The following is a 13693-nucleotide window of genomic DNA, read 5'->3' as shown; positions in this document are numbered from 1 at the left end:
CGGCGCAGTCATGTTGTAAGCGTCGATAAAAGCCCAAAGACGCAGAGGCAAGAGGGGGTTGCAGGTGGGGATCGGTTCGATGATGCGCAAGGCCGCGCTGATGGTTGCCTTCGGCATGGTGATGCTCGCCTCGGCCTGTTCGCCGATCTATCGCAACCATGGTTACGTGCCGATCGACGAGGATCTCGCGCAGATTCAGGTCGGCAAGAGCACCCGAGACGATGTCGCCACCGCGATCGGGCGTCCCAGCTCGACCGGCGTGCTTGAAGGCTCCGGCTGGTACTATGTCGGTTCTCGCTGGAAAACGGTGACCTGGCATGCCCCGCAGGAAATCAACCGCGAGGTCGTCGCGATTTCCTTCAACGACAAGGGCGTGGTGAGCAATGTCGAGCGCTTCGGCCTCGAACAGGGCCAGGTCGTGACGCTGTCGCGCCGCGTGACCGAGAGCAACGTCAAGGGCATCAGCTTCATCCGTCAGCTGCTCGGCTCGATCGGTCGCGTGAATGCCGGCCAGCTTCTGGGCAGCGGCAACAACTGATCGCGGGATGGGCGTGAGTACGCCCGCATTCCGCCTGCGCGGGTGGGAGAGCGCGTGTCAGGGCTGAGTTTTTCCAAGGGAAAATATCGTGTGCACGAGGCGCGCAGCCCCGCCGCGCGCGCGGCTCTGATGGCGCTGCGCAGCGTGGCCTTTCGCGCAGGCGGCAACGATGCCGACAGTTTCGATCCCGTCTGTCGCCATGTGCTGATCGAGGACGAATCCGGTGCCGTGGCCGGGTTTCGCCTGCTTGCGCTGCTGGATGGTGCAGCGCTTGGGAAAAGCTACTCGGCGCAGTTCTACGACCTCTCTCCGCTCGAAGACTGGCCCGGCCCGGTACTCGAACTCGGCCGATTCTGCACCCGCCCGGGACTTCGCGATCCCGATGCCCTGCGTCTCGGCTGGGCCGCGATTACCCGCATCGCGCAGGAGGCCGGTGCGGATTTGCTGATCGGTTGTTCGTCCTTCGCGGGGGCCGAGTGGGAACAACACCGCGCGGGCCTTGCCCATCTCGCGGCCCATGCGCTTGGCCCGGACGGGCTGCGTCCGCGTCCCAAGGCCTCCGAGCGGGTCGACTACCCCAGGCAACTCGCTCGAGAGGCAGGCGAGCCGACAGCACTTCCGCCCCTCCTGAGATCCTATCTCGGCATGGGCGGCTGGGTGTCCGATCATGCGGTGATCGACCGGGATCTCGACACTTGCCACGTCTTCACTGCGCTGGAGATCGCCGCGATTCCAGAGGCGCGACTTCGGAGCTTGCGGGCCTTATCGGGGTAGGGCGGGGCGCCGGCGCAGGCCTGCGCTCGCGGCGGGTTCGGAAGCCTCCGGCGGGGATATTTTTTCCAAGGGGAAGGGAAAGGAAGGTTCCAGAGCAATGGACAGCCCCAAGCCCATTGACCTTTCCGCGGGCCCCGCTTAGCTCGCAGCCATGGCTCGCGCACCGCTTCTTCAACTCACCGACATTTCGCTGACCTTCGGCGGCAATCCCGTATTCGACGACCTCTCGCTGACTGTGCAGCAAGGCGATCGCATCGCACTGGTCGGGCGCAATGGCTCGGGCAAGTCGACGCTGATGAAGGTGATGGCGGGGCTGATCGAGCCCGATCACGGCACCCGCGTCGTGCCGCCGGGCACTTCCGTGGGCTATATGGAGCAGGAGCCCGACCTGTCGGGTTTTGCGACCTTGGGCGATTTCGCCGCCTCCGGCCTCGATCCGGCGGAGGCCTATAAAGTCGAGATGGTTGCCGAAGGGCTGAAGTTCAAAGCCGAAACGCCCGTCGAGACCGCCTCGGGCGGCGAACGGCGCCGCGCGGCGCTGGCGAAGCTGCTGGCCGAGGCGCCCGAGCTGATGCTGCTCGACGAACCGACCAACCATCTCGATATCGAAGCGATCGCCTGGCTGGAAAACCAGTTGCGTGAAACCCGCCGCGCTTTCGTGCTGATCTCGCACGACCGCGCCTTCCTGCGCGCGCTGACCCGCGCGACGCTCTGGATCGACCGGGGGAAGGTCGCACGCAACGAACAGGGTTTTGAAGCCTTCGAGGAATGGCGCGAGAAGGTCTGGACGGAAGAGGACGAGGCGCGCCACAAGCTCGATCGCAAGATCAAGGCCGAGGCCCGCTGGGCGGTCGAGGGCATCTCGGCGCGGCGCAAGCGCAATCAGGGGCGCGTGCGCGCGCTGCAGGCGCTGCGCGAAGAGCGCGCCAGCCAGATCCGGCGGCAGGGCGTGGCCGCGATGGAACTCGATGCCGGTACGCAATCGGGCAAACGGGTGATCGAGGCGAAGGCGCTGTCGAAAAGTTTCGGCGACAAGCAGATCGTGCGCGATTTCGACCTGCGCGTGTTGCGTGGCGACCGCGTGGCCTTTGTCGGCCCGAATGGCGTCGGCAAGACGACGCTTCTGAAAATGCTCACCGGCGAGATCGCGCCCGATGAAGGCTCGGTCAAGCTCGGCACCAATCTCGAAATCGCGGTTTTCGATCAGGCCCGTGCCACGCTCGATCCCGAGCAGACGCTCTGGGACGGGCTGGTCAACGATCCCGACATGGCGGTGAAGGGGCGCTCCGATCAGGTCATGGTGCGCGGCACGCCCAAACATGTCGTGGCCTATCTGAAGGACTTCCTCTTCGACGAGCAGCAGGCGCGCGGCCCGATCCGGGCGCTGTCGGGTGGCGAACGCGCCCGGCTTCTGCTGGCGCGGATCATGGCGAGACCCTCGAACCTGCTGATCCTCGACGAGCCGACCAACGATCTCGACGTGGAAACGCTCGACCTGCTGCAGGATCTGCTGGGCGAATATGACGGCACGGTTCTGCTGGTGAGCCACGACCGCGACTTCATCGACCGGGTCGCCACCACGACGATCGCGATGGAAGGCAATGGCCGGGCCACGGTCTACGCGGGTGGCTGGAGCGACTATCAGGCTCAAAAGGCGCTGGCCGAGCCGGATATGAAGCCCGTGTCGAAGAAAGAGGCACCGCGGCCCGAGTCAAAACCCACAGAGAAGCCCGCACCGAAGAAATCCGGTCTCAGCTTCACCGAGAAGCACCGGCTCGAGGCGCTGCCCGGCATCATCGAAAAGCTCGAACACGAGATCGGCAAGATCAACGAGCTGCTTTCCGACCCCGATCTCTTCACCCGCGAGCCGGTGAAATTCGCCAAGGCGACCGAAATGTTGACCGAACGCCAAGGCGCGCTCGATGCCGCCGAGATGGAATGGCTCGAGCTGGAAGAGAAAGCGCAAAGGGCCTGAGCCGCGCTCGGGCGGCTGGGTCGAATGCCTCCGGCGGGGATATTTGAAGCAGTTGGAAGCAGGCTTTCCTCTTTCCAACTGCCTGAAATATCCTGCGGGGGGCTCGGGGTGCAAAACCCCCAGCTTGGGGAGGGGCAGAGAATGACCAAAGGCAAGGGACCGCTCAACGGCCTGCGCATCGTCGAGATTTCGGGGCTGGGGCCGACGCCCTTCGCTGCGATGTGTCTGGCCGATTTCGGGGCCGAGGTGATCCGCATCGCGCGGCCGGGCTCGGGCGGGGCCGATACCCATGTGCTTGGGCTCGAGGTCGATGTGCTCGACCGGGGCCGCGACGTGGTCGAACTCGATCTGAAATCCGAAGCTGGCCGGGAAGCTGTGCGCGCGCTGATCGCGCGGGCTGACGGGCTGATCGAGGGAATGCGCCCGGGCGTGATGGAGCGGTTGGGTCTGGGGCCCGAGGATTTCGCGGATCACCCGGCGCTGGTCTATGGGCGGATGACCGGCTGGGGGCAGACGGGGCCGCTGGCGAAAGCGGCGGGTCACGACATCAACTATCTCTCGCTGACCGGCGCGCTGCACGCGATGGGAGGGGAGGCGCCCGCGATCCCGCTCAACCTTCTGGGGGATTTCGGCGGGGGAGGCATCTATCTCGCATTCGGGATGCTGGCGGCACTCTGGCGCGCGCGAGAGACTGGGCAAGGTCAGGTCGTCGATTGTGCGATCACGGATGGCGTGGCGCATCTGATGGCGATGATCACGGGCATGGTCGGGCAGGAGGCATGGGAGGACCGGCGGCAGGCGAACCTGCTCGACGGGGCCGCGCCGTTCTATACCGTTTATGCGTGTTCCTGCGGTGGATATATGGCCGTGGGGGCGATAGAGCCGCAATTCTGGGCGGCGCTGATCGACGGGCTCGGGCTTGATCCGGCGAGTTTGCCCGATCGCGCGGACCGGACGCGCTGGCCGAAGCTGTGCGCCGTTCTGGCGGCGCGATTCGCTCAAGAGAGCCGGGAGCATTGGGCGGCGTGCTTCGCGGGAACCGATGCCTGCGCGACGCCCGTGCTCTCGATCGCCGAGGCGATCGCCCATCCGCAAAATGCGGAACGCGGTGCCTATGTCAGCCTCGAGGGTATCGCCCAGCCCGCGCCCGCGCCACGGCTCTCGGCCACGCCGGGGCAGGCACGGCCGCAGGGGCATCGGATCAGTGCCGCGCAGGCGCTCGCGCGCTGGAGCGCGTAAAGAAAACAGGCGAATTTCCTTGACAGGCGGGGGCTGATCCCCGATATGAGCCCGACCCGGCGGAGAGTCTCTTTCCGCCGGGCCTCGTTTTTGCAACTCCGTTCCTTACGGAACGCGCAGTCCGACGGCGGATCCGACAGGGTCCAGGAACTCCGAAAGGGGCCACAGGGCGCGGATGAAGAAAAGGAAAGACCCATGTTTGCGGTCCTCAAGACCGGCGGCAAGCAATACAAGGTTCAGGCGGGCGATATCCTGCGCGTCGAACTGCTCGCGGCCGAAGCTGGCGATAAAGTCCAGTTCAACGAGATTCTGATGGTCGGCGGCGACAAGCCCCAGCTCGGCACCCCCTTCGTCGAAGGTGCGGCCGTGCAGGCGGAAGTCATCGACAACATCAAGGCCGACAAGGTCATCACCTATCACAAGCGTCGTCGTAAGCACTCGTCGCAGCGCACCCGTGGTCACCGTCAGCAGCTCACCCTGCTGCGCGTCACCGATGTTCTCGCCACCGGCGCGGACAAGTCGGGCGTGAAGGAAGCCGTGGGCACCGCGATCGCACGTCGTGCGGCGCATGGTGGCCAGTCGGCTGCTCCGGCGAAGCCCGCCAAGGCCGCGGCCCCGAAAGCCGCGCCGAAGGCCGAAGCTGCGGCTTCCGTCGCCGAAGCGGACGACCTGAAGGTCATCAACGGTCTTGGCCCGGCGGCCGAGAAGAAGCTGAACGAAGCGGGTATCACCACCTTCGCCCAGCTCGCCGCGGTCGATCCCGAAACCTTCGAAGCCACCAAGGTCAAGCCCGACTGGGTCGAGCAGGCCAAAGAGCTCGCGAAATAAGGAGAGACAGATATGGCACACAAGAAAGCAGGCGGTTCTTCGCGTAACGGCCGCGACTCTGCCGGTCGTCGCCTTGGCGTGAAACTGTTCGGCGGCCAGTCGGCCAACCCGGGCAACATCATCGTGCGTCAGCGCGGCACCAAGTGGTGGCCGGGTGAAGGCGTCGGCATGGGCAAAGATCACACCATCTTCGCTACCGCCGAAGGCGCTGTCACCTTCCACAAAGGCCTCAAGGGCCGCACCTTCGTTTCGGTTCTCCCGGTCGCGGAGGCCGCCGAGTAACCCGAACGACCGACAGGTCAGACATCAGGGGGATCGGCTGAAAGGCCGGTCCCCTTTCTCGTTGCGGCGCAGCCCGAACAGACTTGCAGTAGCAGCGAGAAAATTTCCGGGCTGGGGGATGATCCGTCATCTTCCTGTCCTATTTTCAAATTAGGGCCGAGCGGAAGGAGGAGCCGCAGAGCCATTAGCGTTTCGAGGAGGAGCGCCCATGTATCAGGAGACGATTTCCGCCCAACCCGTGATCGAGACGGAGCGCTTCGTGCTGCGCCCGCTGCGCCGCTCGGATGCCGGTCTCATCGAGATGTATGCGGGTGACAAACGCGTCGCCGAGGGCACCCGCGCGATCCCGCATCCGCTACCGCCGGGCACGTCCGAGAATTTCATCTCCCGCGCCCAGGCCGAGGATCGGATCGAGGATGTCTGGGCGATTGATGGCTCGCGCCACGGTCTCGCGGAACTTCTCGGCGTCGTCTCGCTGACCCATCTCGAGGACGGACAGTCCGAAGTGGGCTATTGGGTCGGGCCGGGGTTCTGGAATACCGGTTTTGCCTCCGAGGCGGTCGCGGCCATTGTCGCGGCCAACCCGCATGGCTCGCGCACTCTCTTTGCCGAAGTCTTTCAGGACAATCCCGGATCGGCCCGCGTCCTGAGTAACTGCGGCTTCGAATATCTTGGCGATGCCGAGAGCTGGTCGCTCGCCCGTGGCCGCCACGTGCCGACCTGGACCTATCTGCGCAAGATGTGAGGAACGCCGGGAGGGCGCCGCCCCCAACGCGCCGCTTGAATTGCGCGCGCGGGCGGCGTATCCCCGCGGCTTAGCCAAGCAAGGGGCAAAGTTATGAAATTCCTCGATCTCGCCAAGGTCTATATTCGCTCGGGCGGCGGGGGCGCTGGCTGCGTCTCGTTCCGGCGCGAGAAATATATCGAGTTCGGCGGCCCCGATGGCGGCGATGGCGGCAGGGGGGGCTCGGTCTGGGTCGAAGCGGTCGAGGGTCTCAACACGCTGATCGATTTCCGCTACCAGCAGCATTTCTTCGCGAAATCCGGCCAGCATGGCATGGGCTCGCAGCGTACGGGCAAGGATGGCGATGATGTCGTGCTCAAAGTGCCGGTCGGCACGGAGATCCTCGACGAGGATCAGGAGACGCTGATCGCCGATATGACCGAGGTGGGGCAGCGCATTCTGCTCGCCAAGGGCGGCAACGGTGGCTGGGGCAACCTGCATTTCAAATCCTCCACCAACCGGGCGCCGCAACGCGCGAACCCGGGGCAGGAGGGCGTCGAGCGCACGATCTGGCTGCGCCTGAAACTCATTGCGGATGCGGGGCTGTTGGGGCTGCCCAATGCCGGCAAGTCGACTTTTCTCGCGGCGACCTCGAACGCGCGCCCCAAGATCGCGGATTATCCGTTCACCACGCTGGTGCCCAATCTCGGCGTCGTCGGTATCGACGGGCGCGAATTCGTGGTGGCCGACATTCCCGGTCTGATCGAGGGCGCCTCGGAAGGCCGGGGGTTGGGCGATCAGTTCCTGGGCCATGTCGAGCGGTGCTCGGTGCTCTTGCATCTCGTCGATGGCACGTCCGACGATCCCGTTGCGGATTGGGAGACCATTATCCACGAACTCGAGGCCTATTCGCCGATCCTTGCCGAGAAGCCGCGCGTGACGGTGCTCAACAAGATTGATGCGATCGATCCCGAGACCCTTGCCGAACGCAAGGCCGCGCTGGAGGAGGCGTCGGGCGGCCGGGTCTTCCTGATGTCGGGCGTGTCGAAACAGGGGGTTCCGGAAGTGTTGCGCGCGCTCTGGGCGCGGATTTCGAAGGATCAGCCGTCCGAAGACGAGGGCGGAGCATGGCAACCGTGAGCGCGCCCGAGCTGGCGCAGGCGAAGCGGATCGTCATCAAGATCGGCTCGGCATTGCTGGTTGATCTGGGTGGCTTGCGTGAAGAGTGGCTGCGCTCGCTCGCGGCGGATGTAGCGGGGCTTCACGCGCGCGGAACAGGCGTGGTGATCGTCTCTTCGGGCTCGATCGCGCTGGGGCGGCGGGTTCTCGATCTGCCGGGCGGTGCGCTGCCGCTCGAGCAAAGTCAGGCGGCGGCGGCGGTCGGTCAGATCCGGCTTGCCCGCGCTTATGAGGAAGCGCTCGGGCCGCATGGCGTGAACACCGCGCAGGTTCTTGTGACGTTGGAAGACACGGCGGATCGGCGGCGCTATCTCAACTCGCGCGCGACACTGGAGACACTGCTTTCCCTGGGCGTCGTGCCGATCGTGAACGAGAATGACACGGTCGCGACCGACGAAATCCGGTTTGGCGACAACGACCGGTTGGCGGCCCAGATCGCGGTCACGATCGGGGCCGATCAACTGTTGCTGTTGTCGGATGTGGACGGGCTTTACACGGCCAACCCCAAGACCGATCCGAGCGCCGAGCATCTGCCGGTGATCGAACACATCACCCCCGAGATCGAGGCGATGGCGGGCGATCCCGTCTCTGGCCTCTCAAAGGGCGGGATGAAGACGAAGCTCTTGGCGGCCAAGGTCGCGGTGGCGGGCGGTTGCGCGATGGCGATTGCCGAAGGGTTCGCCGATCATCCCGTAGGTGTGTTGGAGCAGGGCGGTCGGTGCAGTTGGTTCCTGCCCGAGGGCGATCCGCAGGTCGCGCGCAAACGCTGGATCGCGGCGATGAAACCACGGGGCGAGCTGTTCGTGGACGAAGGCGCGGCCAATGCGCTGCGCTCGGGCAAGTCGCTGCTGCCTGCCGGGATCACCAAGGTCGTCGGCCGTTTCGGGCGCGGCGATCCGGTGACCATCGCGGGGCCGGATCGGGCCGTGCTGGGAAAGGGGCTCGTGCGTTACACCGCCGACGAAGCGCGCCAGATCGCGGGGCACCGCTCGGGCGAGATCGAGGAGATCCTCGGCTATCCCGGCCGCGCGGCGCTGATCCATCGCGACGACATGGTGGTGGGCTGATTATTCAGCCGCTCACTCCGCCCAGTCCGGCTTGCGCTTCTCGATAAAGGCCTGAACGCCCTCGGCGGTGTCGCGCCAGAGCATGTTCTCGACCATCACGGCCGCCGTGTGCTCATAGGCCTGCGCCAGATCCATGTTCGCCTGATCGTAGAAGGCGCGCTTGCCGATCTTCACCGCCGCGCCCAGCTTGCCCGCCAATGTCTGCGCGAGCTTCTCGGTCTCGGCCGCGAGCTGATCATGCGGGGCGACGCGGTTCACCAGCCCGACCTCGCGGGCGCGCGCGGCGTCGATGAACTCGCCCGTGGTCAGCATCTCGAAGGCCACCTTGCGCGGCACGTTGCGGCTCAGCGCCACCATCGGGGTCGAGCAGAACAGCCCGATATTCACCCCGTTCACCCCAAAGCGCGTGCCCTCGGCGGCGACGGCCAGATCGCAGGAGGCCACCAGCTGGCAGCCTGCGGCGGTGGCGATCCCATGCGCCTCGGCGATCACCGGTTGCGGCAGGGCGGGGATCATCTGCATCACCTCGGCGCAGCGAAAGAACAGATCCGCGAAATAGGCGCGCCCGTGATCGGCGCCCTCGCGCCCGCGCTGCATCTCCTTGAGGTCATGGCCCGCGCAGAACGCCTTGCCCGCGCCGCGCAGCACGATGACCTTGATCGCGCCATCCTCGGCCAGTTCGGCAAAACGCGCCTTCAGCGCCGCCAGCATCGCATCCGACAGCGCGTTGAGGCTGCCAGGACTGTTCATCGTCAGATGCGCCACGGCGCCCTTATCCTCGCGGATCACCAGATCGGTCATTGAAACTCCTCCTCTTTGGCGAAACTCTAGGGGTGCCGGAAGAAAGAGAAAAGGGGAGGGCGCATGGCACTGGTAATGGATCGCGAGGAACTTGCGGAGTTTCTCGACGAGGCCTTCCCGCAGGTGAAGGGCGATTTCGAGATCGACGCGTTGAACGAGGAAGAGTTGGTGGTGCGGCTCAAGGTGGAAGACCGCCATTTGCGCCCGGGTGGCACGGTCTCGGGGCCGAACATGTTCGCGCTGGCCGATGTCGGGATCTACATGGCGATCCTGGCACGCATCGGGCGCGTGGCGCTGGCGGTGACGACCAATGCGAGCATCGATTTCATGCGTAAGCCGGTGGCGGGCGCGGATCTGATCGCGAAGATCCGGGTGTTGAAGCTGGGTCGGGTGCTCGCGGTGGGCGAGGCGCTGATCTATTCGGAGGGAGACGACCGGCCCGTGGCGCGCTCGAGCATGACCTATTCGATCCCGCCCAAGGCGATGGGGTAGGGGGCATTGATCCGCTTTCTGGAGACCATTCGCTTTTGGTGCCTGAGATCCGAGGCGCGCAGTTTGCGAATGGCGATGTGCTATCCGTTGTTCGCCATGTTCCCAATCGCTGCTTGCCTGGCTGTCTGGTGGGCTTTTCTGGTCTTGCCCTTCGTGCTCACCGCTGCGGTTGTGCTCATCCTCTTCGACAGCGCGTCGCTCGCGCCCGTCATCGCGCTCGCCATTCTCGGGTTGCCTGCGTTCTTCTTGCTCGTCTGGCAAGCGCCACGGTTCTTTCGCTTCTACTGGATTGCCGCCAGTTTGATGTTTGGCAAGCGAGCGCCTGCGGAACGGGCACTGGCGGAGGTCGATGCGGCACTCTTGCAGAATGCGGAGTGACGAAAGGGCGTCAAACCGCGTGAATCCATGGGGTATTTTTATACCTATTTTTTACCACTTTGTTTTTGCTTGGTAAAATTGCGACCATAACCCTTGAAAAGCGGTTCGGAATCGCGCAAAAGCCCGCATCAGAATTCGAAACTCCCCACAAGGGCAGATCACAGATGAAAACCTACACCGCAAAACCCGCGGAGATCGAAAAGAAATGGGTCATCATCGACGCTGAAGGCGTCGTGCTGGGCCGTCTCGCCTCGATCGTCGCAATGCGTCTGCGTGGCAAGCACAAGGCCACCTTCACACCGCACATGGACATGGGCGACAACGTCATCGTCATCAACGCCGACAAGGTGCAGATGACCGGCAAGAAGCGTGACGACAAAACCTACTACTGGCACACCAACCACCCCGGCGGGATCAAGTCGCGCACCGCGCGCCAGGTCCTCGAGGGCGCGCATCCCGAGCGCGTGGTGATCAAGGCGGTCGAGCGTATGATCTCGCGCAACCGTCTGGGCCGTGCGCAGATGTCGAACCTGCGCGTCTATGCCGGCGCCGAGCATCCGCATGAAGCGCAACAGCCTGAAGTTCTCGACGTCAAGTCGATGAACAAGAAGAACACCCGGAGCTGATCATGGCCGACGAAATCAAGACCCTCGACGATCTGAAATCGGTCGTATCCGGTTCGGAAGCTGTAGCGACCGAAACCGAAACCGCCGCTCCGCGCGAGCCCGTGCGCGACGCACAGGGCCGTGCCTATGCCACCGGCAAGCGTAAAGACGCTGTCGCCCGCGTCTGGGTGAAGCCCGGCACCGGCAAGGTGGAAGTGAACGGCAAGGAGATGAACGCCTATTTCGCGCGTCCGGTGCTCCAGCTGATCGTGAACCAGCCCTTCGAAGTCGCCAATGTGGAAGGTCAGTTCGACGTCTACGCGACCGTCGCAGGCGGTGGCCTCTCGGGCCAGGCCGGTGCGGTGAAGCACGGCATCTCGAAAGCGCTCCAGCTTTACGATCCCTCGCTGCGTTCGGCGCTCAAGGCTGCGGGCTTCCTGACCCGTGACTCGCGCGTCGTCGAACGGAAGAAATACGGTAAGGCGAAAGCCCGCCGCAGCTTCCAGTTCTCGAAGCGCTGATCCGGCTGGATCCTTCACACGACTACGAAACGCGGCTCCCTCGGGGCCGCGTTTTGCTTTGGGGGCGCTGCCCCCGGCCCGTGCCGGGCCTCCCCCGGGATATTTACGCCAAGAGGAAGGTGCGGGGTTCTCTTCCTCTTGGCCCAAATGTCCCGGAGGGTGAGGCGGAGATAGCGGCCATCCAGTGGAAGGACGCTCGCCGAACGCCCGGATCGCGCAAGCGATGGGCCGGAATGGCGCAGCCAAGAGGGGGCAGCGCCCCCTTGCTGTCCGCAACGCCGCGACAAAGCGGGGGCGGCGGGATTTGCATTGTGCCCCCCATGCGCTAAGCACAATGGCAAATGAAATTCATGAGGCTTCGATGTCCGTCTCCATGCTCTCCACCTTCGTCAAACCGATGCACCCCGAGGGGCGCAAGTTCGTCGCCATCTTCGCGGGTATCACGCTGGTCCTGTTCCTGATCTGGGAGCCCCTGGGCTGGATCGGGGTCGGCCTGACTGTCTGGTGCTATTACTTCTTCCGTGACCCCGAGCGGGTGACGCCCACGCGCGAGGGGCTGATGGTCTCTCCGGCCGATGGGGTGGTTTCGCTTCTCGAGCCCGCCGTGCCGCCGGCCGAGCTGGGGCTGGGCGATCAACCGATGACGCGGATCTCGGTCTTCATGTCGGTCTTCAATTGCCATGTGAACCGTTTGCCCGCTGCGGGTCGTATCTCGAAAGTGGCCTATCGACCCGGCAAGTTCCTCAACGCCTCTCTCGACAAGGCGAGTTCGGACAATGAGCGCAACGGAATGGCGGTGGTTCTGCCCGACGGGCGTCAATACGGTGTCGTCCAGATCGCGGGCCTCGTCGCGCGCCGCATCCTGTGCTGGACGAAAGAAGGCCAGACCCTGATGACGGGTGAGCGCTTCGGCCTGATCCGTTTCGGCTCGCGCCTCGATATCTACCTCCCCAACGGGGTGGAGCCTCTGGTCTGCATCGGCCAGACGATGATCGCGGGCGAGACGGTGCTTGCGGATCTCGAGGGCTCGGAACCGGCGCGCTCTGGCGGCGTTCGCTGACGACAAGGAGGGGCAGGGATGCAGGATCACGACCTCGAGCCGCACGAAAAGGACCGGATGCCGTTTCTGCAACTCGTGCCCAATCTGGTCACGATCGCGGGGATGGGGATCGGGCTGACCTCGATCCGCTTCGCGATGGATGACCGTTTCGAGTTGGCGGTGGCCCTGATCCTTCTCTCGGCTCTGATCGACGGGATGGACGGGCTCCTCGCGCGCCGTCTCAAGGCGACGTCGGATTTCGGGGCCGAGCTCGACAGCCTGTCCGACTTCCTCTGCTTCGGCGTGGCGCCCGGTCTGCTTCTCTACCGTTTTGCCTTGGGAGAAACTCACGCGTTCGGATGGATCTTCGTCCTGGTCTATGTCGGGGCGGCCTGCTTGCGGCTCGCGCGTTTCAACGTGATGCGCTCGGAGCCCGACTCGATGCGCCATTTCACCGGGGTGCCGGCCCCCGCGGGTGCAGGGCTCGCGCTCTTGCCGATGTTCGTGACCTTCGCAGAGCTTGGCGATGCACGTGCCGTGCCGGTGCTGGTGGCCTTCTGGCTGGGCTTCGTCGGGATCCTGATGATCTCGCGGATCAAGACCTTTTCGCCCAAGGCAATGCGGATCCCGCGCGGCGCGGTCGGTTTCCTACTCATCGGAACGGTGATCGCGGTCGGGATGGTGTTTACGCGAATCTGGCTCCTGATGGTGATTCTGGCCGCGATCTACGTCGCGATGCTGGTTCCGGCGATTTGGAAGGCGCGCGGGCGGCTTTTGCGGGGATGACTCGGGGCGGACCGGGGCTACGAGTCGCCCGGAACGGGCTTTTGACTCGCAAAAGATTAGCCTGACCTTGGGGCAGGGGGGGAAGGAACGGGGGCGTGCAGGCCCCCGTTTTCATTTTCTGCTCCCATTTTGATCAAGGAAATAAGGGCCCGGTGAAAAAAGTGAGGGTTTCTAGAAAAAACCTCTTGCGGACCCCAGCCGGTATGCGTAGAACCCCCCTCACCGAAGCGGAACACACCGCAACGGGGCGCCGGAAGGGCCAGCGACGCTGACACGGAAGGCAACGAAAACTACTGAGGTTTGAGAGCGGGGCGCGCTTCAAGTGAGCGCTTCCGGTTCTTTTTCGCCTCACGCTCTTTGACATTGATGGATATCTGAAGAGATATGCGGGCGGTTTGGTCATATACGACGCGAACCGGAGCATATCGGCTCAATAGGCTTCGGCCGATGATTTGAGTGTCAGCT

16 protein-coding genes are annotated in these 13693 nt (G+C 64.4%); 15 read left to right on the top strand and 1 reads right to left on the bottom strand.

Annotated elements, in window-relative coordinates; all coding sequences use genetic code 11:
- The first annotated feature begins 82 nt into the window (after positions 1–82).
- The 9 genes from bamE (at position 83) to proB (ending at position 8606) form a co-directional block, all read left to right on the top strand.
- A complete protein-coding gene (gene bamE, locus BMI90_RS11910; protein ID WP_078529961.1) occupies positions 83–538 on the top strand; it encodes an outer membrane protein assembly factor BamE in 456 nt (151 codons plus the stop codon).
- Positions 539–592: 54 nt separating this feature from the next.
- The gene (locus BMI90_RS11905) at positions 593–1312 is read left to right on the top strand and encodes a GNAT family N-acyltransferase (RefSeq protein WP_246831546.1); all 720 of its coding nucleotides are present in this window, start codon (positions 593–595) and stop codon (positions 1310–1312) included.
- Between the two features lie 151 nt (positions 1313–1463).
- Positions 1464–3287: an ATP-binding cassette domain-containing protein gene (locus BMI90_RS11900; protein ID WP_078529669.1), complete on the top strand. Its 1824-nt coding sequence runs from the start codon at positions 1464–1466 to the stop codon at positions 3285–3287.
- 141 nt (positions 3288–3428) lie between these two features.
- Positions 3429–4526, top strand: coding sequence for a CaiB/BaiF CoA-transferase family protein (locus BMI90_RS11895; RefSeq protein ID WP_078529667.1), 1098 nt, complete (start codon positions 3429–3431; stop codon positions 4524–4526).
- 195 nt (positions 4527–4721) lie between these two features.
- Entirely contained in the window at positions 4722–5354 is a 633-nt protein-coding gene (locus BMI90_RS11890) for a 50S ribosomal protein L21 (protein ID WP_078529665.1), read from the top strand.
- Positions 5355–5366: 12 nt separating this feature from the next.
- Positions 5367–5636 (top strand): 50S ribosomal protein L27, encoded by a 270-nt coding sequence (gene rpmA, locus BMI90_RS11885; RefSeq protein WP_038079481.1) that lies wholly within the window; start codon positions 5367–5369, stop codon positions 5634–5636.
- Between the two features lie 208 nt (positions 5637–5844).
- Entirely contained in the window at positions 5845–6381 is a 537-nt protein-coding gene (locus BMI90_RS11880) for a GNAT family N-acetyltransferase (RefSeq protein ID WP_078529663.1), read from the top strand.
- A 93-nt stretch (positions 6382–6474) separates the two neighbouring features.
- Positions 6475–7500, top strand: coding sequence for a GTPase ObgE (gene obgE, locus BMI90_RS11875; RefSeq protein WP_078529661.1), 1026 nt, complete (start codon positions 6475–6477; stop codon positions 7498–7500).
- Entirely contained in the window at positions 7488–8606 is a 1119-nt protein-coding gene (proB, locus tag BMI90_RS11870; protein WP_078529659.1) for a glutamate 5-kinase, read from the top strand. The genes obgE and proB overlap by 13 nt, the downstream gene beginning before the upstream one ends.
- Before the next feature lie 12 nt (positions 8607–8618).
- Here the strand turns inward: proB and BMI90_RS11865 are convergent, their stop codons facing one another.
- Positions 8619–9407: an enoyl-CoA hydratase gene (locus BMI90_RS11865; RefSeq protein WP_078529658.1), complete on the bottom strand. Its 789-nt coding sequence runs from the start codon at positions 9405–9407 to the stop codon at positions 8619–8621.
- A 63-nt stretch (positions 9408–9470) separates the two neighbouring features.
- Between BMI90_RS11865 and BMI90_RS11860 the strand changes: the two genes are divergently transcribed.
- From BMI90_RS11860 to pssA, 6 genes are all read left to right on the top strand, one after another.
- On the top strand, positions 9471–9899 hold the full coding sequence (locus tag BMI90_RS11860; RefSeq protein ID WP_078529656.1) for a PaaI family thioesterase: 429 nt from the start codon (positions 9471–9473) through the stop codon (positions 9897–9899).
- Positions 9900–9905: 6 nt separating this feature from the next.
- Positions 9906–10277 carry a hypothetical protein gene (locus BMI90_RS11855; RefSeq protein ID WP_146671282.1) on the top strand — a complete coding sequence of 124 codons (372 nt, stop codon included), beginning with the start codon at positions 9906–9908 and terminating at the stop codon, positions 10275–10277.
- 164 nt (positions 10278–10441) lie between these two features.
- Complete coding sequence (rplM, locus tag BMI90_RS11850) at positions 10442–10903, top strand: 50S ribosomal protein L13 (RefSeq protein WP_038076501.1); 462 nt, start codon at positions 10442–10444, stop codon at positions 10901–10903.
- A 2-nt stretch (positions 10904–10905) separates the two neighbouring features.
- A complete protein-coding gene (gene rpsI, locus BMI90_RS11845; RefSeq protein WP_078529652.1) occupies positions 10906–11403 on the top strand; it encodes a 30S ribosomal protein S9 in 498 nt (165 codons plus the stop codon).
- Between the two features lie 361 nt (positions 11404–11764).
- Positions 11765–12463 carry a phosphatidylserine decarboxylase gene (locus BMI90_RS11840; protein WP_078529650.1) on the top strand — a complete coding sequence of 233 codons (699 nt, stop codon included), beginning with the start codon at positions 11765–11767 and terminating at the stop codon, positions 12461–12463.
- Positions 12464–12481: 18 nt separating this feature from the next.
- Positions 12482–13228 carry a CDP-diacylglycerol--serine O-phosphatidyltransferase gene (pssA, locus tag BMI90_RS11835; protein WP_078529648.1) on the top strand — a complete coding sequence of 249 codons (747 nt, stop codon included), beginning with the start codon at positions 12482–12484 and terminating at the stop codon, positions 13226–13228.
- The last annotated feature ends 465 nt before the right edge of the window (positions 13229–13693 follow it).

Source organism: Thioclava sp. L04-15 (assembly GCF_002020275.1).
Lineage (GTDB): Bacteria > Pseudomonadota > Alphaproteobacteria > Rhodobacterales > Rhodobacteraceae > Thioclava > Thioclava marina.
This window is presented reverse-complemented; position numbering and strand designations above follow the sequence as displayed.